Raw genomic sequence first — 25,070 nt, 5'->3', positions numbered from 1 at the left:
AACTCACATCCTGAAGAGGCCGAAGGAGGTCTCCGGCAGCGGCGCGTTGGCGCAGACATCGAGGGCGAGACCCAGGACCCGGCGGGTATCGGCTGGATCGATGATCCCGTCGTCCCAGAGCCGCGCGGTGGAGTAGTAGGGACTCCCCTGTGCCTCATACTGCTCACGGATCGGAGCCTTGAACGCCTCCTCATCCTCGGCGCTCCACTCTTCACCGCGTGCCTCAAGCTGGTCCCGCTTCACCGTGCTCAGCACGGAAGACGCCTGGTTGCCGCCCATCACGGAGATGCGGCTGGCCGGCCACATCCAGAGAAAACGGGGCGAGTAGGCGCGCCCGCACATCGAATAGTTACCTGCACCGAAGGAACCGCCGACGACGACGGTCAGCTTGGGCACGCGGCACGTCGCCACCGCGGTGACCATCTTCGCGCCGTGCTTGGCGATGCCGCCGGCTTCATAGTCGAGGCCCACCATGAAACCCGAGAGGTTCTGCAGGAAGATCAACGGGATGCCGCGCTGGTCGCACAGTTCGATGAAGTGGGCGCCTTTGAGCGCCGATTCGCCGAAGAGCACGCCGTTGTTGGCAACGATGCCCACCCGGTGGCCGTGGAGTGTGGCGAAACCCGTGATGAGGGTAGTGCCGTAGTCCTTCTTGAACTCGTGGAACCGGCTGCCGTCCACGATGCGCGCGATGATCTCCCTTGCGTCATAGGACGCATTCACATCAACCGGCACGGCCCCGTACAGGCTCTCCAGATCCACGGCGGGTTCTTCTGGAGCGTTGGTACTCCAGGCCTGCTCCGGCACGGGCAGGGTCGAGACGATATCCCGAACGATCTCCAGGGCGTGCTGGTCGTTCTCCGCGAGATGGTCGACGACGCCGGACGTCTTTGCGTGCACGTCGCCGCCGCCGAGCTCTTCGGCCGTGACAATCTCACCAATGGCGGCCTTCACCAGCGGCGGGCCTCCAAGGAAGATGGTCCCCTGGTTCCGGACGATGACTGTCTCGTCGCTCATCGCAGGCACATAGGCGCCGCCCGCTGTGCACGAGCCCATCACCGCCGCGATCTGTGGAATCTTCCGGGCGGACATGGTGGCCTGGTTGTAGAAGATCCTGCCGAAGTGCTCCCGGTCGGGGAATACCTCATCCTGTCGGGGCAGAAACGCTCCGCCGGAGTCCACCAGGTACACGCAGGGCAGGTTGTTCTCCAGCGCGATTTCCTGGGCGCGAAGGTGCTTCTTGACCGTCATCGGGTAGTAGGTGCCGCCCTTGACGGTCGCGTCATTGGAAATGACGAGCACGTGACGGCCGTGCACCAGACCGACGCCCGCGATGACGCCCGCTCCGGGGCTCTCGTCGTTGTACATTCCATTGGCTGCCAGCGGCGCGATCTCCAGGAAAGGACTGCCCGGATCCAGCAGGTGGTCGATGCGGTCCCGTGGCAGCAGCTTCCCGCGGCTGACGTGGCGTTCGCGGGAGCGCTCGGGGCCGCCGAGGGCAGAGTCAGCGAGCCGGTCCCGCAGCTCGGCAGCGAGTGCGCGCTGGCCGGCATCGTTCTGCCGGAACGCTTCAGCGTTCGGGTCCAGTCGCGAGGCCAGGGTCTCCATTGACGTCCTTTCGGCCGGCGCGCGATGATTCAGGCTTCGCACGAAACGACCACTCAGTTAGCAGGGATTAACTCAAATTTAGGTTAGTAGCTATTAACCGAACTGTCCACCAGAATGGAAGAATCCCCTCCGCAGTAATCCTCCACTGAAGTATTCCTCCACTGATGAAAGACAGGCATGGACGCCCCAGCTCCCACCCGGATGACCGGCCGCAGCCTCGCCAAGGCTTCCCGGCGCGCGGCGCTGCTCGACGCGGCCGCGCAGCTTTTCGCCGAGCGCGGCTACAACGGAGTGTCCATCGAGGATCTGGGTGCAGCAGCCGGCGTCAGCGGACCGGCGGTTTACCGGCACTTCAGCGGAAAGCCCGCAGTCCTCGCGGCTCTCCTGGCCGGCGTGAGCCAGGACCTGCTGGAGGGCAGCCGTGCCGTTGTTGCTGAATCCCCCGGCCCGGACCAGGCGCTCCGGGGACTGATCGAGTTTCAGGTGGACTTTGCACTCCGTAATGCGAACGTCATCCGGGTCCAGGACAGGGACCTCAGCTCGCTGGCTGACGAGGACCAGGAAACCGTGCGTTCCCTGCAGCGCACCTATGTAGAGGTATGGGTGGATGCCCTTGCCGCTCTCGCCCGGGAAACGGACAGGACCCACCTGCGCCGCAAGGCCCATGCCGCCTTCGGGCTCATCAACTCCACCCCGCACTCCACCCACCGTCGCCGAAGCAGCAAGGACACCGCGGATCTGCGCCAGCTGCTTGAGGAGATGGCATGGGCAGCGCTCAGCGTGGAGGCGTGAGTGCACACACGGCACCACGCTCCGCGTCCTAGTACGCTGATGAATAGAGCACCTCGTGTGCACCCGAACTTCGCAAAACCATCCCGTTCCGCCTACCGGAAAGTCTCCAGTGATCACGCTACGCGCCGTTGAATCCACCGACCTGGACGAGTTCTTCTCACACCAGCTCGACCCCAGCGCCAACCACATGGCCGCCTTCAGTGCCAAGAACCCCTCGGACAGGGGAGTCTTCGACCTCCACTGGCAAAACATTCTCAATGACCCCACCGTGACGGTCCGCACCATCGTGGCTGACGACGCCGTGGTGGGAAGCATCCTCGCCTACCGCGACGCCGACATCCCCGAGATCAGTTACTGGATCGACAAGGCGCGCTGGGGCCAGGGAATTACGACGGCGGCAGTCGGCCTCTTCCTCGAAGAGTTCAGTGAGCGCCCGCTCCGGGCACGAGCGGTCGCGGACAACACCAACTCGATCCGCATCCTCGAGCGTTACGGCTTCACCCAGGTCGGCGAGACCCAGGGCTTCGCCAACGCTCGCGGCGCAGTGGTCAGGGAGCTCGTCCTCGAGCTTCGCTAACGACCCCAAAGACGGAAGGGTGGACAGGCGAGGCCCGTCAGACCATCGTGAGCACCATGCCCGGGTCGGACAGGATGGTGCCGATATCCGCGAGGAAGCGTGAGCCCTGTTCGCCGTCCACCAGGCGGTGGTCGAAGGACAGGCTGAGGGTCATAACCTGCCGCAGGGCAATCTCATCCTGGTACTCCCACGGCATCTTCCGCACCGACCCCATGGCAAGGATCGCGGCTTCCCCCGGGTTGAGGATCGGCGTCCCCGCATCGATGCCGAACACCCCGACATTGGTGATGGAAATCGTTCCGCCGGAGAGATCCGCGGGACTGGTCTTGCCTGCGCGGGCCGTTTCCGTCAGCCCCTTGAGCGCATCAGCCAACTCGCGGAGTCCCAGGGTGTGAGCATCCCTGATATTCGGGACCATCAGACCCCGCGGAGTCGCCGCTGCAATGCCCAGATTCACGTAGTGGTGCTGCACAATCTCCTGCGCGGCCTCATCCCACCGGGAATTGAGCGTGGGATTACGGTCCAGCGCAATGCACAGCGCCTTGGCCACCAGCACCAGCGGCGTGATGCGAACATCCGCGAACGCCCTGCTCGACTTCAACCGTGCCAGCAGGTCCATGGAGGCCGTGACGTCCACGGTCAGGAACTCGGTGACGTGCGGCGCGGTGAAGGCGCTGGCAACCATGGCCGCGGCGGTGTGCTTCCGCACGCCCTTGATCGGTGTGCGCGTCTCCCGCTCACCATTCATGGGCGACGCCGGCGCCCCGCCTGCCGCTGCTGGCTGCACTTCACGATTCAGTCCCTGCTGCCCGGATCCACCCTGCGCGGATTTCTGCTGTACAGCGAGCACGTCCTCGCGGGTGATAAGGCCCTGTGGGCCGCTGCCGTTCAGCGCAGTGAGGTCGACGCCGAGATCACGTGCAAGCTTGCGTACCGGCGGCGTTGACCGCGGACGCTCCAGCTGCGCCTCCGCCGGAACGGAAGGCTGCGATGCCTCGGGCACTGCAGGAGGAGCAACGGGTTCCTCGGCGCGGACAGGCGCAGCAGGCTCGACGGTTGCGGCAGGCTCTGCCGTCCCGCCGCTGCGCCGGGCCCGCCGCGCGGGCCGCCCCGTCTTCTCGACAGCCGCGCCGTACCCCACGAGGTTGGGCTCCCGCTTGGCCGGCGGCGCGTCGTCGTCGGCTTTGTCCGCTGAGGTGTCCGGAGAATCGCTGGAAGGTCCGCCGGAACCCGGCACGTCGAAGGACACGATCGGCGAGCCGACCTCCACCACCGTTCCGGGCTGCTCGTGCAGCTTCGCCACAACGCCGGCATACGGCGAGGGCAGTTCCACGACCGCTTTGGCGGTTTCTACGTCGGCGATGACCTGGTTCAACTCCACCGTGTCGCCGACTGCTACATGCCAGGCGACGATCTCCGATTCAGTCAGGCCTTCGCCGAGGTCAGGCAGTCGGAATTCCTTAATCACCGGTGACACTATCCTTCCAGTCCGCTGCGGGAGCTAAGGGAGTTGGACCGGCCCAGCGCACGGTCAACCCCATCGAGTATCCGGTCCAGATCCGGCAGATGATGGAACTCAAGCTTGGAGTAGGGATACGGGATGTCGAACCCCGTCACGCGGACCGGTGCGTGCTCCAAATGGTAGAAGCAGCGCTCGGTGATGCTGGCCGCGATCTCGGCGCCGAGGCCGCCCGACTGGGCAGCTTCATGCGTGATGACCAGGCGGCCGGTCTTCCGCACCGACTTCTCCACGGTGGCGAAATCAATCGGGGCAAGGGACCGCAGGTCAATCACCTCAACGGAGACGCCGTCGTCGGACGCTGCAATGGCGGCATCGCGCGCCGTCGGCACCAGCGGCCCGTAGGTGACCAACGTGACGTCGCTGCCCTCGGTGACCACGCGCGCATCACTCATGCTCGTGGCGTTCAGGTCCACGGCCTCGTCCACCTCACCCTTCACGTGGTAGCGGCGCTTCGGTTCGAAGTACAGGACAGGATCATCGCTGGCAATGGCCTGCTGGATCATCACAAAAGCATCCTGCGGGTTGGAGACGCTCACAACCCGCAGCCCGGACGTATGGGTGAAATACGCTTCCGGAGACTCCGAGTGGTGTTCCGGGGACCCGATACCGCCGCCGAACGGCACACGGATGGTCAGCGGCACCTTGACCGCACCCTGGGTCCGGTAGTGGAGCTTGGCAACCTGGCACACGATCTGGTCGAACGCCGGATAGATGAAGCCGTCGAACTGGATCTCGACGACGGGACGGTAGCCGCGGTACGCCAGGCCGACTGCCGTGCCCAGGATGCCGGACTCGGCGAGCGGCGTATCGAGGACGCGGTGGGACCCGAAGTCCTTCTGCAGACCGTCGGTGATGCGGAAGACGCCGCCCAGCTTCCCGATGTCCTCGCCCATGAGGACAACCTTCGGATCGTCTTCCATCGCCCTGCGAAGGCCTGCATTGATGGCACGGCCGAATGTCATGGTGGACATCAGCGGTTCGCCTCCTTGGAGAGGTTGGACGCAGCACTGTCAGCGTCAGCGGAATCAAAGTAGGTCAGATACTGCTCGTAGTGGTCCTGCTGGCGATCGAGCCACGAGTTCGGCTCGCTGTAGACGTGTTTGAAGACATCGAGGATCTGCGGCTCCGGCATGGAGATGCAGCCCTCGCGCAGCCGGGCAGCGACGTCGTCGGCTGTGGCCTTGACCGCGTCGCTTACCTCCGCAGACAGCAGGCCGCGTGCATCCAGGAGGGCTGCCAGGCGGGCGATCGGATCCTTGGCGGCCCAGTCCTCGAGCTCGTTTGCGTCACGGTAGCGGGTGGGGTCATCGGCAGTGGTGTGGGGGCCCATCCGGTAGGTCACTGCCTCGATGAAGGTGGGGCCGCCGCCGGTCCGGGCGCGATCGAGCGCCTCACGGGTAACGGCGAGGCACGCGAGCACATCGTTGCCGTCAACACGGACGGAGGGGATACCGAATCCGGGTGCGCGGTGCGCGATGGGCACGTGTGCCTGCAGCCGGACCGGTTCGGAGATGGCCCACTGGTTGTTCTGGCAGAAGAAGATGACGGGAGCCTGGTAGCTGGCGGCAAAGACCATGGCCTCGTTTACATCGCCCTGGCTCGTGGCGCCGTCTCCAAAATAGGTGACTGCAACGGAGTCCGCACCGTCCGCCAGAACGCCCATGGCGTATCCGGTGGCGTGCAGGGTCTGCGCTCCAATGATGACCTGCGGCGGAGCCATGTTGATGGCGTAAGGATCCCAGCCGGAAGAGGCGTTGCCCCGCCAGACCCGCAGGAGGTCAGTGAGGTCCACGCCGCGGCAGTAGGCAACGCCGTTCTCGCGGTAACTGGAGAAGACGAAGTCATCCTCGCGCAGGGCGCGGCCGGAGCCGATCTGCGCCGCTTCCTGCCCCAGCAACGGCGGCCAGAGCGCAAGCTCACCCTGACGCTGGAGAGCCGTTGCTTCGGCGTCGATCCGGCGAATGACGATCATGTCCTCGTACAGGGCCTGCAGACCGGCGTCGTCGACGTCGGAAACCCAGCGGTCATACGCGGCGTTGCTTCGGCGTTCGCCGTTGGGCGCGATGAGCTGGACCAGCTCATCCTGCGTGGCGTCCGCATCGTTGTTCAGAGGCACGTTCACTCATCCTTCTCTTACCGGCTTCGGCGTTTTGTACACCGGCCAACCGCAGCCTCCGGCACCGGGCCGTGGGTGTTCGGCGGGCCGAGGGCACCGTTGCCCGAGGTTTAGTGTGACGATACTCACGCAAGCCACTGAGCACAACCGAACACGGAATTCCTGAGCATTGTGCTCGATTTGCCGCCCCCGGCTCGTGCTACCGTTGCGCACTATGCAGCCCCTTGATGCCACCGACACGCGGCTCCTTCTCGCGCTGGCGCGGGACTCCCGGCGGACCGTCGTCGCCCTCGCCCAGAAGCTGGGGCTCTCGCGTAACACCGTCCAGGCCCGGATGACCCGGCTGGAGAAGAATGCGACGTTCCTGTCCTTCGAACGGCGCATCAATCCGGCTGCCCTCGGCTACCCGCTCACCGCGTTCATCAATGTCCATGTGGACCAGCGGAAACTCGGCTCCATCACCGGCCAACTGGCCGGTATCCCCGAAGTACTCGAGGCCCATGGGCTGACGGGACAGGCGGACATTCTGGTCCGCGTGGTGTCAGTGGATGCCGAAGACCTCTTCCGGATCAACGGGAAGATCCTGGCCTGCGACGGAGTGGAACGCTGTGACACCTCCCTCGCCATGCACGAGTTGATCCCCTACCGCATGGAGCCCCTGCTGGAGCGCGGTTCCGGGGAGTAGCCGCTGCTGTTCCTTCCAGAAAACATCGGAACCATCCAAAGCAGGAACGGATCCGAATGGTGTGCAGAGCTCCACCAGGGAGCGCACATCACACGAAAGGCAACACCCATGGGAACCTCCCCCAACCGGCTACTCGCAACCGTCTTCGGAGCCGTCTACCTGCTCGTCGGAATCCTCGGCTTCTTCGTCACCGCCGGAGTCGGCTTCTTCGCGACCGAGGGCAACACGCTCATCATTTTTGAAGTCAACCCGCTCCACAACATCATTCACCTGGCCATCGGCGCAGCACTGCTGCTTGGCGGCCTCAACTCGGTGAGCGCCGCCAAGGGCGTCAACACCACTGTGGGTGCGGTCTACCTCCTGGTGGGCATCCTCGGGCTCTTCCTGGTCGGCAGCTCGCTGAACATCATCGCCCTCAACGGTGCCGACAACGTTCTGCACCTCGCGAGCGCCGTCCTCCTGCTGGGCGTAGGCCTGTCACAGGACAAGAACGTGCGCACCTCCAGCACCCACGCGCGCACCGCGTAGTCCGGACGTCGTTTCCATGAACAGTGCTGCGGTTGAAGAGCGGGTCATGCCTGCTCTTCAATCCCGCGCCGGCGCGGAGCAGGGCACCACGGGTGAACTGCTCCGCCTGCTGGCCGGATTCACTGCCCTCGGTTCCGGCCTGACGTTCTTCGCCCTCGCGGCCGACGCCCTGCTGGCATCCGGCGGCATTCTGAACGTTGTGCTCGGAGTGCTCACCGGGCTGTGGGCGGCTGCACTGACCTTGTGGGGAATCCTTGCGCTGCGTGGTTTGTCCGGCCGGAGCCGCGGTTCTGCATTGCTGGCAGCAGCGGTGCCTGCCGTTCTTCCCGGTGCCGCCGCCGTCGTGCTGGGGGTTCTTGCGTGGGGAGCGCTGCTGGCGCCGGCCGGGAGCAGGAGTTTCAACCTCACGCTTGCCTCCGCGCTGGTGCTCGTTCTCCTGCAGCTCGGTTGCCATGGCGCCCTGCGCAGGCGGGCGGGCCGTTCAGAGGCCGGCACACGCCTCTCCCCCGGCAGGCTCCTCACCGGACTTTTCCTCTCTGCCGTGCTGGTCGCCGGAATTACGACGCCGGGACTCGCCGCATCGACGGCCGGTGACAATGCAGTGCCGCACGGGGAGCACGGCGTGGCCCCCTTACCGGCGGAGCATCCCGATCACTGAATGGGTGCGACACTGAACGTACGAGGTTCTCGAACACGACAGAAGGGGCCGGAATCAACTTGATTCCGGCCCCTTCTGTCTGTAGTTGGGACTAGTGGTTGGTCGCCTTCTCCGCGCCTACACCCGTGAGCGAGCGGACCTCCATCTCCGCCTGCTTCTGCGCATCCTCCGTCCGCCTGGCCAGCACTGTACCGAGCCAGCCGAGGAAGAACGCCAGCGGAATCGAGACGATCCCGGGGTTACTGAGCGGGAACCAGGAGAAATCAGCCGTCTGGATCATCGACTTCTCCCCACCGGAGACCACCGGCGAGAACGCGATCAGGATGATCGCGGTCAGCAGGCCGCCGTACATGCTCCACAGCGCGCCCTGGGTGTTGAACTTCTTCCAGAACAGCGAGTAGATGATGGTCGGCAGGTTGGCGCTCGCTGCCACAGCGAAGGCCAGCGCAACGAGGAACGCAACATTCTGCCCCTGCGCGCCGATGCCGCCGACAATCGACAGCACACCGATGACGACGACGGTGCGGCGCGCTACCTTCACCTCACCATCCGGGTCCACCTTGCCGCGGCGCACAACGTTCGCGTAGATGTCATGGGCGAAGGAAGCAGCGGCCGTGATGGTCAGTCCCGCAACCACCGCGAGGATGGTGGCGAACGCCACCGCGGAGATGATTCCCAGCAGGAACGGGCCGCCGAGTTCGAACGCCAGAAGCGGTGCGGCAGAGTTGACGCCGCCGGGTGCATTGTTGATGCGGTCGGCGCCGATGAGGGCTCCAGCGCCGTAGCCGAGAATCAGGGTGAACAGGTAGAACGCTCCGATGAGCCAGATGGCCCACACCACCGAGCGGCGCGCTTCCTTGGCCGTGGGCACGGTGTAGAAGCGCATGAGGACGTGCGGCAGGGCAGCGGTTCCCAGGACGAGCGCCAGGGCCAGGGACACGAAGTCCAGGCGGGTGGTGCCGGACGCGCCGTACTGCAGTCCCGGGCCGGTGATGTCAGGGTTTCCGGACGTCTCGATCGCGGCGCCGAGCAGCGTCGAAAGGTTGAAGTCGTGGAGGGCGAGCACCCAGATGGTCATCACGAAGGCGCCGGCGATGAGCAGGCAGGCCTTGATGATCTGGACCCAGGTGGTGCCCTTCATGCCGCCGATCAATACGTACAGGATCATGAGCGCGCCGACAACAGTGATGACGAGGGACTGCCCCAGCCGGTCGTCGATGCCCAGGAGCAGGGACACCAGGGCACCCGCTCCGGCCATCTGGGCCAGGAGGTAGAAGAAGCAGACAGCGAGTGTGGTGATGGCCGCTGCGATGCGCACCGGCCGCTGCTGCAGCCGGAAGGACAGAACGTCCGCCATGGTGAACTTGCCGGTGTTGCGGAGCAGTTCCGCCACGAGAAGGAGCGCAACGAGCCAGGCGACCAGGAAGCCGATCGAGTACAGGAAGCCGTCATACCCGTTGATCGCGATAGCCCCGACGATACCGAGGAAGGACGCGGCGGACAGGTAGTCGCCGGCTATCGCCGTACCGTTCTGCGGGCCGGTGAAGGAGCGTCCGGCAGCATAGTAGTCCGCGGCCGTCTTGTTGTTGCGGCTGGCGCGCAGCACGATCACCAGGGTGATTGCCACGAAAATGCCGAAAATGGTGATGTTCAGCCAGGGCTCGCCGACCTGCGTCGTCTCAACGGTCTGCAGCGGCAGGTACTGCCTCATTTGGTTCCTCCCTCTGGGGCGTTGAATACCTCAGGTGCGGCGTCTTCGAGATCGTTGCGCAGTTCCTCGGCGATGGGGTCGAGTCTCCTGTTGGCGTAGCTGACGTACCACATGGTGATGCCGAAGGTGCTGACGAACTGCAGCAACCCGAGGATCAGGCCGATGTTGATGTTCCCCCAGACGGGTGTGGACATGAACTCGTGCGCGTAATCGGCAAGCAGCACGTACAGGAAGTACCACAGCAGGAATGCTGCTGCCATGGGAAAGACGAAGCTGCGGTGGCGCTTCCTCAGTTCCTGGAACTCCGGCCGCTGCTGGACTTCCGTGAAGTCCACGGACGCCGACGGCGGTGCGCCGGGTGTGGATGGGTCGTGACCCATTGATACCTCCTCGTTAGGTGCTCCCACGCAGGCTCGGTACCGCACTGGACGGCAGGGAACGAGGGAGTGTGACTCCCATCACTGTTGGCCACAAGGCGTGCGGATGCCAGCACCCTGCGGGGGCACATCGCCCAACGGGCATCGGCCTGCGATAAACGGCGCCCTACTGCGCCGAGCGGTTCAGGAACACTGCGCCGGGCGGTTCAGGTCCTGGCCGGGTTCGCGGCTACTGTTGATCCATGCTGAGCCCCGCCGTCGACGCCGCGCTGGTCGGCGCCGTCGTCATCATCACCCTTGCGGTGGTGGCGGTCCTGGGATTCAGGTTCTCCCGTTCTTACCGCGACCTCGGTTCCGACGCCGACCGCGCCACCTACGCGACGCTGCACACCGTAGCCCTGGCCTCTGAACACCTGCGTACCGGCCTGACGCCCGGCGGCGCATCGAAAGCTGCACGGCACCTGCGCGGCCTGCTGCGCAGCCAGGCCCTGCTGGTGACGGACCTGAACGGCGTCCTGGCCTGGGATGGCACCTCAGCCGAGCCGGCTGAGGTGATGACCGTTGCACAGGAGGTCCTCGCCAGTGGGCGGACGCAGATCTTCAAGAGGTTCCGGCTGGAGCCGGTGACCGGAGGAGAGGAAGACCTTGCCGAGGCCGTTCTGGCACCGATCCGGGTCAATGGCCGCGTGGTCGGAACGGTGGGAGCCTTCGCACCCGCTGTCAGCGCAGGGCTGGTCCGTGCAACAAACGAGGTCGGAGCCTGGGTGGCCACCCAGGTGGAGCTGGCCGAGCTGGACTCCTCGCGCACCCAGCTCATGGAAGCCGAAGTCCGCGCGCTGCGGGCACAGATCAGCCCGCACTTCATCTACAACTCGCTGAACGCCATCGCCTCCTTCATCAACACGGACCCGGAGCGGGCGCGGGAGCTCGTGGTCGAGTTCGCCGACTTCACCCGCTACTCGTTCCGCCGCCACGGCGACTTCACCACCGTGGCGGAGGAGCTCCGGTCCATCGACCGCTACCTATTGCTGGAGCGGGCACGTTTCGGTGACCGGCTCAGGGTCAGCCTCCAGATCGGGCCGGAGGTGCTCAGCACCGTCATCCCCTTCCTCAGCCTGCAGCCGCTGGTGGAGAACGCCGTCCGCCACGGCCTCGACTCGAAGGACGGGACAGGCAACATCACCATCACAGCGCACGACGCCGGCGCCTACGCGGTGGTCACGGTCGAGGACGACGGTGTGGGGATGGATCCCGATCGCCTGCGCGCCGTGCTTGCCGGGCACGTGGACGGGGTCCACGTGGGGCTGCGGAACGTCGATTCGAGGCTGCGGCAGGTGTACGGCGACGCCCATGGGCTCATCATCGACACCGCACCGGGCGCCGGAACCCTGATCACGTTGCGGGTTCCTAAATCCCAGCCTGCTCACCAGACCTGAGCAATGCCCTGCGCCCGGTTGCGGACGCGGGGGCCGGATCGACCGCGTAATCTGGGAGCATGGTCAACGCGGTCATCGTGGACGATGAACTCCCGGCACTCGCCGAACTCGGCTTCCTGCTCGCCAAGGACGCCCGCATCGACGCTATCCATCAGGCATCCAGCGGTGCCGAGGCTCTTCGAATCCTGCAAAGCCACCCGATAGATGCACTCTTCCTCGACATCCACATGCCATCCCTCTCCGGCCTGGACATCGCACGGGTTATTTCGCGCTTCAGCCGGCCTCCCGCCGTCGTCTTCGTCACGGCGGACGAGGACCGGGCGCTGGAGGCGTTTGAACTGCGCGCGGTGGACTACCTGCTCAAGCCGGTCCGCACCGAAAGGCTCACCGAGTCCGTCCGGCGGATCTGCGAGCTGATGGAGGACGGCGCCGCCGCACCGGACGTCATCACGGTGGATCAGGGCGGCATCAGCAGGATGATCCGGCGCGACGAGATCCGCTATGTACAGGCCCAGGGCGACTACGCCCGGCTGCACACGGCGGAGGCGAGCTACCTCATCCGCATTCCGCTCAATGACCTTGAACGGCAGTGGGCGGACGCCGGTTTCCTGCGCACGCACCGCTCCTACCTCGTGGCCATGGACCAGGTGACCCAGGTCAAGCTCGGGGCGGGCAAGGCCAGCGTGCTCGTAGGCGACGCGGAACTACCCGTCAGCCGGCGGCACCTGTCCCAGATCCGCGGCAAGCTTGAAGCCACCCGCCTGAGGCCGGGACAGTAACCGCGTGCCAGAGCCCGAAGAGCGCCCGCTCCGGGTGAGGGTCACCGCGCCGCACTCTGCTGCCGGGCCCGCCGGAACCTATCCCGTCTCGCGGGAGATGGCTGAACAGTCCGACGTCGGCGAGCTGTTTGTGCGCTCCCTCATTCGATCCCAGCTGCGCCTCGCCGTGGTGGTCGCCGCCGGCTTCCTCGTCATCCTGGTGGGCATCCCCATCCTGTTCAGCATCTTTCCGGCCGTCACTACGTGGACCATCGCGACAGTCCCCGCCCCCTGGCTCCTGCTCGGTCTGGGCATCTACCCGCTGGTTATCGGGTGTGCCGTCCTCTATGTGCGGAGCGCCGGGCGCATTGAGCAGCGCTTCCGGGACCTGGTGGACGACCGGTGACCTTCCCTGAGCTGAATCCAGTGGTCGGCTACGTGTCGCTGGTGATCGTGGCGGTCTCCACCGTCCTGATCGGTATCTACGGACTTCGGATCTCCCGGACCACCGGTGACTTCTACGTGGCCTCGCGCACGGTCCGCCCCTGGTGGAACGCCTCGGCGATCGGCGGCGAATACCTCTCGGCGGCCAGCTTCCTCGGTGTCGCCGGCCTGATCCTGCTCTCGGGCGTGGACGCTCTGTGGTTCCCCATCGGCTATACGGCCGGCTACCTCATGCTCCTATTGTTCGTGGCCGCTCCCCTGCGGCGCTCCGGTGCGTACACCATCCCTGACTTCGCCGAAGCCCGCCTTGAGTCCCGGAATGTCCGCCGGGTGACGAGCCTCCTCGTCATCGCGGTCGGCTGGCTCTACATCGTGCCGCAGCTGCACGGCGCCGCCCTCACCGTGCGGATCACCACGGGACTGCCGTCGTGGGTGGGCTCGGTCGCCGTCGTCGTGGTTGTCTGCCTGAGTGTGGTCACCGGCGGGATGCGCTCCATCACGTTTGTCCAGGCCTTCCAGTACTGGCTGAAGCTGACTGCGCTGGCCGTCCCTATTGTCTTCATCCTGGTTCACCTGACCGGCTCCGGTGAATCGATCACCAACGACGGTGCCGTCTTTGCACCGGAACTGAACACCACCGCCGATGCAACCCTGTACCAGAACATCTCCCTGGTCATCGCCCTGCTGTTCGGCACCCTCGGACTGCCCCATGTGCTGGTGCGCTTCTACACGAACCCGGACGGCGCCTCCGCGCGCCGGACAACCCTCCTGGTGCTCGGGCTGCTCTCAGTGTTCTACCTGTTTCCCACGCTGTACGGACTGCTGGGCAGGATCCACACCCCGGACCTGGCTGTCCGGGGAGCGGCCGATGCCACCGTCCTGCTGCTCCCGAGCCGCATTTTCGACGGCGTCGGCGGAGACATCCTCTCGGCCTTCGTCACGGCCGGAGCGTTCGCGGCGTTCCTGTCCACCACCAGCGGTCTCGTGGTCTCGCTGGCCGGCGTGGTGAGCCAGGACTTCTTCCGGGCCAGCGTGTCCGGGTTCCGGTGGGCGGCGATTGTCTCGGCGCTCATACCGCTGGGGTTTGCCCTGTTGACGGACACCCTTGCCCTGGCCGGCAGCGTGAGCATGGTCTTTGCCTTCACGGCTTCCACCATCTGCCCGCTGCTGGTGCTCGGCATCTGGTGGCGGGGGCTCACGGACGCGGGAGCAATAGCGGGCATGGTCTCAGGCGCCGTTCTGTGCGGCGGATCGATCCTGGTGGCTGCCGGCCTGGGGATAGACCAGGCGCCGCAGTGGCTTCAGTGGCCCGCGCTCTGGACGGTGCCTGCCGCGTTCACGGTCACCATCTCGGTGTCGCGGCTGACAGCCGGCCGGCGGCCGTTGAACACATCACGAGTCCTCGCGCGGCTGCATACGCCTGAGGCTTTGTGAAGGTGTGGGCAGGTCCCGCAGCTAGTCGATAGCCGCCATGAGTTCAACCACGCGGTCGAGGAATGCGTCCACCTGGGTCTCCTCGTAGCCGTCCTGGCCGAGAGCTTCACGGAATACCGCCCTGCGGACCACGTCTACGCTGAGCGGCATGTCTTTCTCGAAGTACCCGAGCAGCTCGTTGCAGAGGGCATCCACGTCATCGATGTCGTAGCTGGTTGTGCCCTTCCGGGAGGGACGCCGGAACCGCTCCCCCGGCGGCCGGTGCAGCCTGCTCCGAAGGACGGCGGACGTGCGCCCGATCCGCATGAGCCAGGCCTGTTCGCCGTTCGACGCGATCAGGGTGTCCCGCTCCCGCTGCGCGAAGACGTCTTCAAGCCGGTCGAGGGCGGCATCGACCGCCCGCGGCTCATACCCGCCCCGGGCAGGATCGAAGGCTGTGGTGCGCACCTCGGAACTGGTCACGGGTTCTCCGTCTGTGCCGTCGGAGTTGTAGAAGGTGCGTGCACGGGTCAGGAACCTGTCGACCTGCTTTGCCTTATAGCCGAATTCGCGGCGGCCGACACGGGCGAACGGCGAACTGCCGTTGCGTGCTCCATCCATAGTTGTGCGTTTCTCTTTCATCATCGAAACTTCTCCACCGCGTCGCGCCTCGCAACGCGCCGTCGTCAGGTTCTATAGGGTCCCGGGTACCAATGTAACGGACAGCAGGAACGCCACCGGCGAAGCAAAAACAATCGAGTCGAGCCGGTCCATCACACCACCGTGTCCGGGGAGGATGCTACTCATGTCCTTGACTCCGAGCTCGCGCTTGATCATCGACTCGGCGAGGTCTCCGGCGGTAGCTGCGGCAACCACTGCAACCGCGAGGCAGATACCGACCCACCAGGGCCTGTCCAGCAGGAAAACCACCGCGAGGACGCCGACCACCATTGCTCCGCCGATGGACCCGCCGAAGCCTTCCCAGGATTTCTTCGGGCTGATCCGGGGTGCCATTGCATGCTTGCCGAAGAAAGCGCCGACCAGGTAGCCGAAGGTGTCATTGGCAACCACGAGCAGCAGCAGCGTTGCCACCTTGATCGGACCCGAGGGCTCCTGCAGCAGCAGCATCGCGAAACTGAGGAGGAACGGCACCCAGAGGAGGACGAACGTTCCTGCCATGATGCTTCGCGCGGCGTCGGGTGCAGGGTCCAGGCAGCGCCACAGCGCCACCGCGGTCACTGAGACCACCGTCGCAAACGCCAGCGCTTCAGGACCACCGAGGTAAGCGGCGAATGGCAGCGCCACGCCGGCAGCCAATACCGGTACGGTGGGGACCTTGATCTGGCGGACCTCCAGCGCCCTGCCGACTTCCCAGACGCCGACGACGCCGATCATCGTGGTGAGTGCCACGAAGGCCAGGGGCAGGAACAGCATTCCCACCAACAGCGAAACCAGAAGCGCCAGGCCGACCCCGATAGCCGCAGGGAGGTTCCGCCCCGCACGTGAGGGCTCGCCGGACTTGGCACGCGGCGGGCGGCGCTTGAACATGCCTCCGGTCTGGGGTGCACCCTCGCGCAGTGCACGTCTGCCGGGCACCACACCGGGGGCCGGCGGACCGGCCGGCGCCTGTGGTGCAGCATCAGCGGGTGCGGCATCAGCGTCAGGCGTGCGGCCAGCCTCTCTGGAAGGCTGGGAGTCGCTCATCAGACTTCGAGCAGCTCGGTTTCCTTGCGCTTGAGCATGTCGTCGATCGTGTCGGTGTGGGACTTCGTCCGTGCGTCGAGGTCCTTCTCGGCGCGGGCGCCGTCGTCCTCGCCGGCGTCGCCGTCCTTCACGGCCTTGTCGATGCCGTCCTTGGCTTTGCGGCGGATGTTCCGGATCTGGATCTTGGCGTCTTCCGCTTTGCCGCGCACCAGCTTGACGTATTCTTTGCGCCGTTCCTCGGTCAGTTCGGGAAGGACCACGCGGATGACGTTGCCGTCATTGGACGGGTTGGCGCCAAGGTCCGAGTCACGCAGGGCCTTCTCGATCTCGGAGAGAGCGGAGCGGTCGAACGGCGTGATGAGCAGCGTGCGCGCTTCCGGATTCTGAAAGGACGCCAACTGCTGCAGCGGTGTCGGCGAGCCGTAGTAGTTCACGATGACCTTCGAAAACAGGGACGGGTTGGCACGGCCGGTGCGTATGGTCGCGAAGTCTTCTTTCGCGGCCTCGACTGCCTTGTCCATGCGGTCGGTTGCCTCTGACATGGTCTCTTCGATCACGATTGCTCCTTTGGTTCGAAATCCGCTGCTTCTAAGCGTCCGATTCAGTTGATAATCCTAGTTCACAGCCGGGCTCCTGCTGGGACTTCTCCGACCGCTGCGCGGCGCTCAGGCTGTGACGACCGTGCCTATCCGCTCACCCATGATCGCGCTGGTGACGTTGCCCTCGCCCTCCATGCCGAAGACCACCATGGAAAGGTTGTTGTCCTTGCACATGGTCATGGCCGTCTGGTCCATCACGCGGATGTCCTGCCGCAGCGCGTCATCATAAGACAGGGCATCAAGCTTCTGCGCGCTCGGGTCCTTGCGCGGGTCAGCTGTGTAGACACCGTCCACGCCGCTCTTGGCCATCAGGACGACGTCGGCTCGGACTTCCAGCGCACGCTGGGCGGCCACTGTATCGGTGGAGAAATAGGGCAGGCCCGCGCCTGCGCCGAAGATGACGACCCTGCTCTTCTCCAGGTGGCGGATCGCCCGGCGGGGAATGTAGGCCTCAGCGACCTGGCCCATGGTTATTGCACTCTGCACCCGGGTTTCAACGCCGGCCTGCTCCAGGAAATCCTGCAGCGCAAGGCAGTTCATGACGGTTCCGAGCATGCCCATGTAGTCTGCACGCGAGCGGTCCATCCCGCTCTGCGAGAGCTCGGCACCACGGAAGAAGTTGCCTCCGCCCACCACAATGGCGACTTCTACTTCGCCGATTGTCGCGGCAATCTGCTTGGCTATACCGCGCACCATGTCAGGGTCCACACCGAGCTTGCCGCCGCCGAAGACCTCTCCGGAGAGCTTCAACAGCACGCGCCGCCTCGGTGATCCGCTGTGACCGGCCTTGTCGTATTTCTCCATGATGCCTCCCGGGCAGTCGTACGTGCGTGTCAGGGTGTGAGTTCCATGTGGGTGTCAGCGCGTCAGCAGTGGAACTGATGTCCGGCTTGGTAAGTCTTACAGGTTTCCGGCGCCTCTACTCACCGGACATGACGGAGGGGCGGCCACCGTGGCGACCGCCCCTCCATCATCTCAAACTAAAACCGGCCCGGAAGGGTCAGGCACCCACCCGGAAACGAGCGAACTTCTTCGGCTCCACTCCGGCTTCCTTCAGTACCTGTGCCACTGACTTCTTGGCATCCTTGGCGAACGCCTGGTCAACCAGCACGCCCTCCTTGAAGAAGCCGGTCAGGCGACCTTCGACGATCTTGGTGAGGGCGGCCTCGGGCTTGCCTTCGGCACGTGCGGTCTCATCCGCGATACGACGTTCGGTCTCGACCAGCTCTGCCGGTACGTCCTCACGGGTGAGGTACGTCGGCGAGTAGGCGGCAATGTGGACGGCGACGTCATGCGCAGCCTCAGCCGCGCCGTCTCCGCTGCCTTCAACGGCGAAGAGCACGCCCACCTGTGCAGGGAGGTCCTTGGACGTCTTGTGCAGGTAGGCATCGACGATGGCGCCCTCGACGCGTGCAACGCGACGGATGTCGACCTTCTCACCGAGCAGCGCGCCGGCTTCAATGACATGCTCGGATACGGGCTTGCCGTCAAGCGTATGGGCAAGCAGCGACTCAACGTCGGACGCGCCGGATTCGAAGGCCGCAGCGAGCACCTTGTCGGCGAACCCGATGAAGGGGCCGGCCTTGGCGACGAAGTCGGTTTCGCAGTTGACCTCGACCATGACGCCGACGTTGCCTTCGACTCTTGCGGCCACCAGGCCTTCAGCTGTCGAACGGCCTTCGCGCTTGGTGGCGCCCTTCAGGCCCTTGATGCGGATGAGCTCCATGGCCTTGTCGGCATCGCCGTTGGCCTCGTCGAGAGCCTTCTTCACGTCCATCATTCCGGCGCCGGTCCGCTCGCGGAGAGCCTTGATGTCAGCGGCAGTGTAGTTTGCCATTTGAACTCCTCAGATGTGGTTTTCTCGTCAAGTTTTGAGTGAAAGTTCTCCGGATCCTTCTCCGGCACAAGCGAAAGGGTGCGGGCTTTGACGTCCCGCACCCTGTCGATGAAACTACTTGCTTTCGCCGTTCGCGGCTTCCTCAGCAGGAACGTCGGCTGCGGGGGCTTCCTCAGCGGGAGCTTCTGCTACGGGAGCCTCAGCTACGGGCGCTTCCTCAGCGGGAGCCTCAGCTGCTGCCGGTGCTTCCTCAGCCGGTGCTTCTGCGGCGGGGGCACTCTCTGCAGGTGCGGCGCTACCCTCAAGCAGCTCACGCTCCCACTCGGCGAGCGGCTCTTCTGCTGCGGCAGTGTCATTGCCGGAGGCCCTGTTGTTGCGGGCGATGAGACCCTCGGCAACGGCGTCCGCGACGACGCGGGTCAGCAGGTTGACTGCGCGGATGGCGTCGTCGTTACCCGGAATCGGGAAGTCGACTTCATCAGGATCGCAGTTGGTGTCGAGGATGGCGACAACCGGGATGTTGAGCTTCTTCGCCTCGTCGATTGCGAGGTGTTCCTTCTTGGTGTCGACAACCCACACGATGGACGGAGCCTTCGTGAGGTTGCGGATGCCGCCCAGGTTGGTTTCAAGCTTGGTCAGCTCGCGGCGCAGCAGGAGAAGTTCCTTCTTGGTGTGGCCGGAACCGGCGACATCCTCGAAGTTGATCTCCTCGAGTTCCTTCATGCGCTGGATGCGCTTGGATACCGTCTGGAAGTTGGTGAGCATGCCGCCGAGCCAACGCTGGTTGACGTACGGCTGACCAACACGGGTTGCCTGCTCGGCAATTGCTTCCTGTGCCTGCTTCTTGGTTCCGACGAACAGTACGGTGCCGCCGTGGGCGACGGTGGCCTTGATGAACTCGTAGGCGCGGTCGATGTAGGACAGCGACTGCTGGAGGTCAATGATGTAGATTCCGTTGCGCTCCGTGAAGATAAAGCGCTTCATCTTCGGGTTCCAGCGACGGGTCTGGTGGCCGAAGTGGACGCCGCTGTCGAGCAGCTGGCGCATGGTAACGACTGGCATGCCGTTCCTTTCGTTGGGCAGCACAGGCGTTGCTGTGTTCTGCCGGTTTTGACGGTTGATATCCCGCGGACGATGCGGGGTCCTGGTGCCCGTCAGCTGTGTGGCTCACTTCTCCAACCGGATTTCTCCGGACCGCTGGAGCAGTGTTCCCAGGCATACGCTCACCGATGAAATCTGACAGTGAGCTGGCCTGCGAATCAGGGACACGCGTAGTCAGTTCCCGACACCCAACGAACCACAACAGCTTTTATGGCACGACGGGATACGGAGAACTGCTTCGTCAAGTGTACTACAGCTGCCGGTTGCCAGGGACTGACCTGGACCGGCGTTCCTTCACCAGCGCGCTACTTCACCTGCACAGCGCATCGGTTTCGCTGAACCTGTCCACATAAGGATCACGACGCCGGGTCTGCACTGCCTACCAGTTCACAGTGGGTGGGTGGCTACCTTCGCGAATCCGCTCCGGTCCCTGACGGGCATCGCCGTCACCATCGGGCTGCTGCTCTCCCCCGGGACGGCACCTGGTCTCTCAAACCCGGAAACTCCCTGGGACTGGCCGCTCAGCGGGGCGCCTTCAGTACTACGGCACTTCGACCGGCCGCCGGAACCCTGGATGGCGGGGCACCGCGGCGTTGACCTCAGTGCGTCTGACGGTGCAGTGCTCAGCCCGGCGGAGGGCATGGTGGTGTTCGTCGGCACCGTGGTGGACCGGCCGGTGCTGACCATCGACCATGGCGGAGGGCTACTGTCCAGCTTCGAACCGGTCACAGCCTCGGTTGCGGAGGGAGATAGGGTAACGGCAGGGCAGGAGGTAGGCCGTATCAGCTCTGAACCCCACTGCCCTTCCCTGTGCGTGCACTGGGGTGTGCGGGAGGGCGGGGAGTACGTCAATCCGCTTCCGTTCGTCTCGGACCGGCGGCCGTCCGTCCTGTTGCCGCTGGCCGATCCTTAGGGTGATGAGGTGGCTTAGACGAACGCAGCGATTCCCGTGATCGCCCGACCGGTGACCAGCGAGTTGATCTCGTACGTGCCCTCATAGGAATAGACGGCTTCGGCATCGGCAAAGATTTTGGCCATCTCGTAGTCGGTGACTATGCCGTTTCCGCCGAAAATGCTGCGGCCCAGGGCGACCGTTTCCCGCATTCGGGCAGTAGTGAACGCCTTGGCGAGGGCGGACTGCTCATCCCGCGCGCCGCCGTCGTCGGCCAATTGCGCAAGGCGCACCATCATGCCCAGGGAACTGACGGTATTTCCCAGCATCTCGACCAGCTGCTGCTGAATGAGCTGGAAGGATGCCAGCGGGCGGCCAAACTGCTGGCGTTCCACGGCATACCGCCGGGCAACATCGAAGGCTGCCAGCTGTTGCCCTACAGCCTGCCATGCCACCGACAAGCGCGTGATGCGCAGGACCTTGTTGGTGTCCTTGAAACTGTTGGCACCGGCGAGCCGGTAGTCGTCGCTGATCTGGAGGCCGTCGAGCACAATGTCGGCGTTCTCGACGGTGCGCAGGGCGGTCTTGTTTTCGATCTTGGTGGCCTTGTAACCGGGCAGCGAGGTGTCAACCATGAACCCCTTGACCTGGTTGTCCGCGACATCGCGGGCAAAGATGACCACCCAGTCGGAGAAGGTCGCGTTCCCGATCCAGCGTTTTGCGCCGTTGAGGACCCATCCGTCGCCGTTGCGCTCAGCGGTTGTACGCGTGCCGCCGGCGACATCGGAACCGCCGAGCGGCTCCGTGAGGCCGAAGGCCCCGATCTTCTTCATGGCATAGATGTCGGGAAGCCATTCCGCCTGCTGGTCCGGCGAGGCGAGCGTCTCGATGGAGCCGGTGAACAGGCCGTCGTGGACACCCATGAACGTTGCAATGGAGGTGTCGGCCCTGGTGAATTCAGCATGCAGCAGGCCAGCGAAGAGATTGGAGTACCCCAACCGTTTCACCGGAGACACAATGTCCAGCTCAGCGATCCGCGGGATCAGTTCGGTGGGAAAAGCTCCGACGTTCCACCAGTGCGCTGCGTGCGGCCGGATTTCCGCGGCCAACCATTCCCTGACTTCAAGGAGCCGGGTACGCTCTTTCGGGTCGAGCAGCTGCTCGAAGAAGTAGAAGTCGCCGTCGGCGTACGGCAGGTTATCAGCGTCGATTGCGGGTGCACCCATGAAACGTTCCTCACCATCAGTTCCACCGGCGTTTACCTGCGCCGGCGCTGTCCACACCCTTGCGGCGCGGATCACCTCGGCCTATGTTACCCGCGAGTAACTTCTCGTGCCACCCAGGCAGCAGATGCAAAAACCCCGGCCCTTCCGGACCGGGGTTCTTTGCATGTGTAGGGCTGCTGGGGCTTGAACCCAGGACAAACGGATTATGAGTCCGCTGCTCTAACCAGCTGAGCTACAGCCCCGCAACGCCGACGACGCGTCGGCGCAGTCCATTGTAGCCACGACGGTGGCGGTGTATCTGGCAGCTAGACAGTTTCGGTGTCGTGAAACCTGCCGAAATAAAGATCCTCGAACGTGGACAGCGTCGCTTCGATGCTGTGTTTTTCAACCAGGGAGCGGCTCATCTTCCCCATCCGCTCCCGCTCAGCCTCCGGCATGGAGATGATTTCCGTGAGCCGGCGGCCCAGTTCAGCGCTGTCATGGGGAGTGAACAAATAGCCGTTCGCGCCGTCTTCCACCAGGTGCGGCAGAGCCATGGCGTTGGCCAGCAGCACCGGGGTGGAGGCGGACATCGCCTCGAGCGTAACCAGTGACTGCAGTTCGGCCGTACCCGGCTGGCAGAAAACAGTGGCCCGCAGGTACGCCTGGCGGAGTTCCTCATCATCGATGAGCCCGTGGAACGTGACGCGCTCCTGAAGCCCCAGTTTCTTGACTTGAGCCTGCAGGGCGGGCTTCACTTCTCCCCCGCCAACGATCTCCAAGTGCAGGTCCAGTTCGCTGGGGGTCTTCGCGACTGCATCAATGAGCACGTCCACGTGCTTCTCCTCGGCAAGGCGCCCCACGAACAGGACGACCGGGTAACCGGGACGCTCCACCTGCTCGCCGGGCCTGGCTTCATACGCTGCGGCGTCGATGCCGTTCGACAGCGGGAGCACCTTGCGCAGGAACGCATGCTGGTGCATTGCCTTGGCCGCAAGGGGGGTCGGCGTGGTGACAACGTCAGCCTTCCCCATGACCTTGCCCATGTCGCGCCAGGAATTCTTCGCAACGATGTTCTTGAACCACTGTGGGAAGGGCAGGAAGGGGTTCAGGTTCTCCGGCATGAAGTGGTTGGTCGCGACCACGCGGATACCGCGTTTCACAGCTTCATACAGGGCGTATTCGCCCACCATGTAGTGGCACTGGATGTGGACGACGTCGGGCTTCACCCGGTCGAAGAGCATCCTGATCTCGCGCTTGATTTCCCACGGCAGGCAGATGCGCCAGTATTCGTGGGTGGGAACCGCGTGTGAGCGGAGGCGGTGCACCGTCCAATCCCCGTCCGGCTCGGTGAAGCTTCTGCCGTTGATCGTATTCGGAGCCAGCACATGAACGTTGTGGCCGCGGGCCTTCATCCCCTTGGCCAGGCGGTAGCCGAACATGGAGGCACCGTTGACGTGCGGCGGGTAGGTGTCCGCAGCGATAAGGATGGTCAGCGGCGCATCTGCTGCCGTATCGGTCACGAAGTAGTCCTCGGGTTGGCAACGGTGGAAGAAGTTACGGGCGTTACCGCCGTCGTGCTTCTTTCTGGCGCTTGACCACATCCGGGTGGTGGCGCGACAGTGCTATCACTCCAACAATAGCAACGATGGCGGCCGCTCCCATGGCAATTGCTATCACCGATTCAACGTTCGGCTGGAGTTCACCCAGCACCGCTATTCCGACGGCAATTCCCACTATGGGGTCAATCACGGTAAGGCCGGCAATCACGAGGTCGGGCGGGCCGGTGGCATAAGCGCTCTGGACGAACCACGAGCCCAGTCCCGCGGCCGCGATGATCGCAATCACGCTGTAGACCGGGACGTTGAGGAAGAACCGGCCGTTTGGATCGAGCAGGTGCGTCGCGATGATCTTGGTCAGCACGGCAACGAAGCCGAAGAGGACGCCTGCGCCGAGGATGTAGGCGAAGGCGCTGAGCCTGCGCTTGAAGACGACGGCGAGCGTGCCGAACAGTGCGACGGCGATGCTCAGCAGCAGGACAGCGGTCAGTTCCTGGTCCGGAAGAACAACGTTGTCCTTCCGCGTGACATTGAGGGCCAGCAGCACGAACAGCGCGCTGCCCGCCACGCAGGCGGAGATTGCGACGACGGTGGGACGGTTGATGCGCACGCCCTGGTCCCTGGAGTTCACGATGGTGGTGATGACCAGCGCGATGGCGCCGATCGGCTGCACAACGGTGAGGCTGGCCAGGCTGAGGGCGATGACGTTGCACACAATCCCGGCCCCGAGCAGGATCAGGCCGAGGATCCAGCGCGGGTTGCGCAACAAACGAACGAACCCCGTCGAATTGAGGGACAGTCCGCCGGTGTTCGAACGTACTGCACTGCCCTGGCGCTGGGCGCCGACAGCAAGGAAGCAGGCGCCGAGCAGCGCCAGGAGTACTGCTACCCAGGCCATGCGCCCGCTTTCGTCATGCGGAGCGCTCCAGGCGGTACACACGGTGGGACGCGGTGAAGTAGCCGTAGAACGCAATGAGATGGCCGATGCAGCCGAGGATCAGCAGCACATTGGCGGTGACCTCAAGCCACATCTGGTCGAAGCCATCCACACGCTGCAGGAGCAGGAGGGGGGACCCCACCAACAGCAGTGCGGTCCTGATCTTGCCGATGGTCGAAACGGGCAGACGTAACCGTCCGCGAAAGAGAATCAGGACGTTGGTGATCAGGACTGCATCCGGAATCACGATGGCCCACACGAGCCAGATGGGCGCGACTCCATCCACCACGAAGGTCACGGCAACCACAATCAGCGCGGTCCGGTCCGCCACGGGATCGAGCCACTTACCGACCGAGGAGACCTGGCCGAACCTGCGGGCGATGTAGCCGTCGATCCAGTCAGTTGATCCGAGCAGCACGAGGGTGATGACAGCGGCGGCATACTCCTGCCGGACAATGAACATCACGAACAGCGGGACCCCCAGGAACCGGACAACGGTGATGATGTTCGGTACGGTCCAGAACGTGTCCAATTCGGCAGCGGCCTGCCCAGGCTTTCCCCCGGCGCCAATAAGTCTGATCACTGTTCCTCCGCTCCCATTATGCAGGCAG

26 protein-coding genes and 1 tRNA gene are annotated in these 25,070 nt (G+C 64.5%); 10 read left to right on the top strand and 17 right to left on the bottom strand.

The genetic code is table 11. From position 1 onward, the window contains the following. Positions 1 to 3 precede the first annotated feature (3 nt). Entirely contained in the window at positions 4 to 1,608 is a 1,605-nt protein-coding gene (locus tag JOD47_RS14265; RefSeq protein ID WP_204535219.1) for a carboxyl transferase domain-containing protein, read from the bottom strand. A 177-nt stretch (positions 1,609 to 1,785) separates the two neighbouring features. Between JOD47_RS14265 and JOD47_RS14260 the strand changes: the two genes are divergently transcribed. Next, complete coding sequence (locus JOD47_RS14260) at positions 1,786 to 2,400, top strand: SACE_7040 family transcriptional regulator (protein WP_204535217.1); 615 nt, start codon at positions 1,786 to 1,788, stop codon at positions 2,398 to 2,400. Positions 2,401 to 2,509: 109 nt separating this feature from the next. After that, complete coding sequence (locus tag JOD47_RS14255) at positions 2,510 to 2,977, top strand: GNAT family N-acetyltransferase (protein WP_204535215.1); 468 nt, start codon at positions 2,510 to 2,512, stop codon at positions 2,975 to 2,977. Between the two features lie 37 nt (positions 2,978 to 3,014). On the opposite strand, the gene JOD47_RS14250 is transcribed toward JOD47_RS14255, so the two are convergent. Genes JOD47_RS14250 through pdhA form a run of 3 tightly spaced genes read right to left on the bottom strand, consistent with a single transcriptional unit; the run spans position 3,015 to position 6,615 of the window. Further along, complete coding sequence (locus JOD47_RS14250; RefSeq protein WP_204535213.1) at positions 3,015 to 4,445, bottom strand: dihydrolipoamide acetyltransferase family protein; 1,431 nt, start codon at positions 4,443 to 4,445, stop codon at positions 3,015 to 3,017. An 8-nt stretch (positions 4,446 to 4,453) separates the two neighbouring features. Further along, entirely contained in the window at positions 4,454 to 5,470 is a 1,017-nt protein-coding gene (locus JOD47_RS14245) for an alpha-ketoacid dehydrogenase subunit beta (protein ID WP_204535211.1), read from the bottom strand. Continuing rightward, on the bottom strand, positions 5,470 to 6,615 hold the full coding sequence (pdhA, locus tag JOD47_RS14240; protein ID WP_204535209.1) for a pyruvate dehydrogenase (acetyl-transferring) E1 component subunit alpha: 1,146 nt from the start codon (positions 6,613 to 6,615) through the stop codon (positions 5,470 to 5,472). The genes JOD47_RS14245 and pdhA overlap by 1 nt, the downstream gene beginning before the upstream one ends. A 214-nt stretch (positions 6,616 to 6,829) precedes the next feature. Here pdhA and JOD47_RS14235 point away from each other — a divergent pair, with 214 nt between their 5' ends. The 3 genes from JOD47_RS14235 to JOD47_RS14225 all read left to right on the top strand — a co-directional run bounded on the left by JOD47_RS14235 (position 6,830) and on the right by JOD47_RS14225 (position 8,486). Then, the gene (locus JOD47_RS14235) at positions 6,830 to 7,300 is read left to right on the top strand and encodes an Lrp/AsnC family transcriptional regulator (protein ID WP_204535207.1); all 471 of its coding nucleotides are present in this window, start codon (positions 6,830 to 6,832) and stop codon (positions 7,298 to 7,300) included. A 108-nt stretch (positions 7,301 to 7,408) separates the two neighbouring features. Next, a complete protein-coding gene (locus JOD47_RS14230) occupies positions 7,409 to 7,828 on the top strand; it encodes a DUF4383 domain-containing protein (RefSeq protein WP_204535205.1) in 420 nt (139 codons plus the stop codon). A gap of 46 nt (positions 7,829 to 7,874) precedes the next feature. Beyond that, complete coding sequence (locus JOD47_RS14225) at positions 7,875 to 8,486, top strand: hypothetical protein (protein WP_204535203.1); 612 nt, start codon at positions 7,875 to 7,877, stop codon at positions 8,484 to 8,486. Between the two features lie 91 nt (positions 8,487 to 8,577). Here the strand turns inward: JOD47_RS14225 and JOD47_RS14220 are convergent, their stop codons facing one another. Then, positions 8,578 to 10,197 carry a monocarboxylic acid transporter gene (locus JOD47_RS14220; protein WP_204535201.1) on the bottom strand — a complete coding sequence of 540 codons (1,620 nt, stop codon included), beginning with the start codon at positions 10,195 to 10,197 and terminating at the stop codon, positions 8,578 to 8,580. Further along, positions 10,194 to 10,577 carry a DUF485 domain-containing protein gene (locus tag JOD47_RS14215; protein ID WP_204535199.1) on the bottom strand — a complete coding sequence of 128 codons (384 nt, stop codon included), beginning with the start codon at positions 10,575 to 10,577 and terminating at the stop codon, positions 10,194 to 10,196. Before JOD47_RS14215 ends, JOD47_RS14220 begins: the two co-directional genes overlap by 4 nt. A gap of 239 nt (positions 10,578 to 10,816) precedes the next feature. On the opposite strand from JOD47_RS14215, the gene JOD47_RS14210 reads away from it, so the two are divergent. Genes JOD47_RS14210 through JOD47_RS14195 form a run of 4 tightly spaced genes read left to right on the top strand, consistent with a single transcriptional unit; the run spans position 10,817 to position 14,646 of the window. Then, positions 10,817 to 12,010, top strand: coding sequence for a sensor histidine kinase (locus JOD47_RS14210; RefSeq protein ID WP_204535197.1), 1,194 nt, complete (start codon positions 10,817 to 10,819; stop codon positions 12,008 to 12,010). A gap of 59 nt (positions 12,011 to 12,069) precedes the next feature. After that, a complete protein-coding gene (locus JOD47_RS14205; protein ID WP_204535195.1) occupies positions 12,070 to 12,789 on the top strand; it encodes a LytR/AlgR family response regulator transcription factor in 720 nt (239 codons plus the stop codon). Positions 12,790 to 12,793: 4 nt separating this feature from the next. Then, complete coding sequence (locus JOD47_RS14200; protein ID WP_204535192.1) at positions 12,794 to 13,174, top strand: DUF485 domain-containing protein; 381 nt, start codon at positions 12,794 to 12,796, stop codon at positions 13,172 to 13,174. A gap of 11 nt (positions 13,175 to 13,185) precedes the next feature. Beyond that, entirely contained in the window at positions 13,186 to 14,646 is a 1,461-nt protein-coding gene (locus JOD47_RS14195) for a sodium/solute symporter (RefSeq protein WP_204536758.1), read from the top strand. A gap of 21 nt (positions 14,647 to 14,667) precedes the next feature. On the opposite strand, the gene JOD47_RS14190 is transcribed toward JOD47_RS14195, so the two are convergent. The 6 genes from JOD47_RS14190 to rpsB all read right to left on the bottom strand — a co-directional run bounded on the left by JOD47_RS14190 (position 14,668) and on the right by rpsB (position 19,827). Beyond that, positions 14,668 to 15,270 (bottom strand): DivIVA domain-containing protein, encoded by a 603-nt coding sequence (locus JOD47_RS14190; protein ID WP_372432824.1) that lies wholly within the window; start codon positions 15,268 to 15,270, stop codon positions 14,668 to 14,670. Between the two features lie 48 nt (positions 15,271 to 15,318). Next, positions 15,319 to 16,173, bottom strand: a complete 855-nt coding sequence (locus JOD47_RS14185) for a phosphatidate cytidylyltransferase (RefSeq protein ID WP_239548645.1) — start codon at positions 16,171 to 16,173, stop codon at positions 15,319 to 15,321. 155 nt (positions 16,174 to 16,328) lie between these two features. Then, positions 16,329 to 16,886: a ribosome recycling factor gene (gene frr / locus JOD47_RS14180; RefSeq protein ID WP_204535188.1), complete on the bottom strand. Its 558-nt coding sequence runs from the start codon at positions 16,884 to 16,886 to the stop codon at positions 16,329 to 16,331. A gap of 108 nt (positions 16,887 to 16,994) precedes the next feature. Beyond that, positions 16,995 to 17,732, bottom strand: coding sequence for a UMP kinase (pyrH, locus tag JOD47_RS14175; RefSeq protein WP_204535186.1), 738 nt, complete (start codon positions 17,730 to 17,732; stop codon positions 16,995 to 16,997). Between the two features lie 196 nt (positions 17,733 to 17,928). Then, positions 17,929 to 18,765 carry a translation elongation factor Ts gene (gene tsf, locus JOD47_RS14170; RefSeq protein WP_204535184.1) on the bottom strand — a complete coding sequence of 279 codons (837 nt, stop codon included), beginning with the start codon at positions 18,763 to 18,765 and terminating at the stop codon, positions 17,929 to 17,931. Positions 18,766 to 18,879: 114 nt separating this feature from the next. After that, positions 18,880 to 19,827, bottom strand: a complete 948-nt coding sequence (rpsB, locus tag JOD47_RS14165; protein ID WP_204535182.1) for a 30S ribosomal protein S2 — start codon at positions 19,825 to 19,827, stop codon at positions 18,880 to 18,882. A 439-nt stretch (positions 19,828 to 20,266) separates the two neighbouring features. Here rpsB and JOD47_RS14160 point away from each other — a divergent pair, with 439 nt between their 5' ends. Next, a complete protein-coding gene (locus JOD47_RS14160) occupies positions 20,267 to 20,779 on the top strand; it encodes a murein hydrolase activator EnvC family protein (RefSeq protein ID WP_372432823.1) in 513 nt (170 codons plus the stop codon). Between the two features lie 14 nt (positions 20,780 to 20,793). Here the strand turns inward: JOD47_RS14160 and JOD47_RS14155 are convergent, their stop codons facing one another. The 5 genes from JOD47_RS14155 to JOD47_RS14135 form a co-directional block, all read right to left on the bottom strand. Continuing rightward, on the bottom strand, positions 20,794 to 21,984 hold the full coding sequence (locus JOD47_RS14155) for an acyl-CoA dehydrogenase family protein (RefSeq protein WP_204535180.1): 1,191 nt from the start codon (positions 21,982 to 21,984) through the stop codon (positions 20,794 to 20,796). Positions 21,985 to 22,152: 168 nt separating this feature from the next. Then, positions 22,153 to 22,226: transfer RNA gene (locus tag JOD47_RS14150), tRNA-Ile, on the bottom strand. A 63-nt stretch (positions 22,227 to 22,289) separates the two neighbouring features. Then, positions 22,290 to 23,486, bottom strand: a complete 1,197-nt coding sequence (locus JOD47_RS14145) for a glycosyltransferase (RefSeq protein WP_307836305.1) — start codon at positions 23,484 to 23,486, stop codon at positions 22,290 to 22,292. Positions 23,487 to 23,529: 43 nt separating this feature from the next. Next, the gene (locus JOD47_RS14140) at positions 23,530 to 24,420 is read right to left on the bottom strand and encodes a DMT family transporter (protein WP_204535176.1); all 891 of its coding nucleotides are present in this window, start codon (positions 24,418 to 24,420) and stop codon (positions 23,530 to 23,532) included. 13 nt (positions 24,421 to 24,433) lie between these two features. Continuing rightward, positions 24,434 to 25,042 (bottom strand): CDP-alcohol phosphatidyltransferase family protein, encoded by a 609-nt coding sequence (locus tag JOD47_RS14135; RefSeq protein WP_307836304.1) that lies wholly within the window; start codon positions 25,040 to 25,042, stop codon positions 24,434 to 24,436. Between the last annotated feature and the right edge of the window lie 28 nt (positions 25,043 to 25,070).

It is taken from the genome of Arthrobacter tumbae (assembly GCF_016907495.1).
Lineage (GTDB): Bacteria > Actinomycetota > Actinomycetes > Actinomycetales > Micrococcaceae > Arthrobacter_D > Arthrobacter_D tumbae.
Note: the sequence above shows the minus strand (reverse complement) of the source record. Positions and strands in the feature narration are given on the sequence as shown.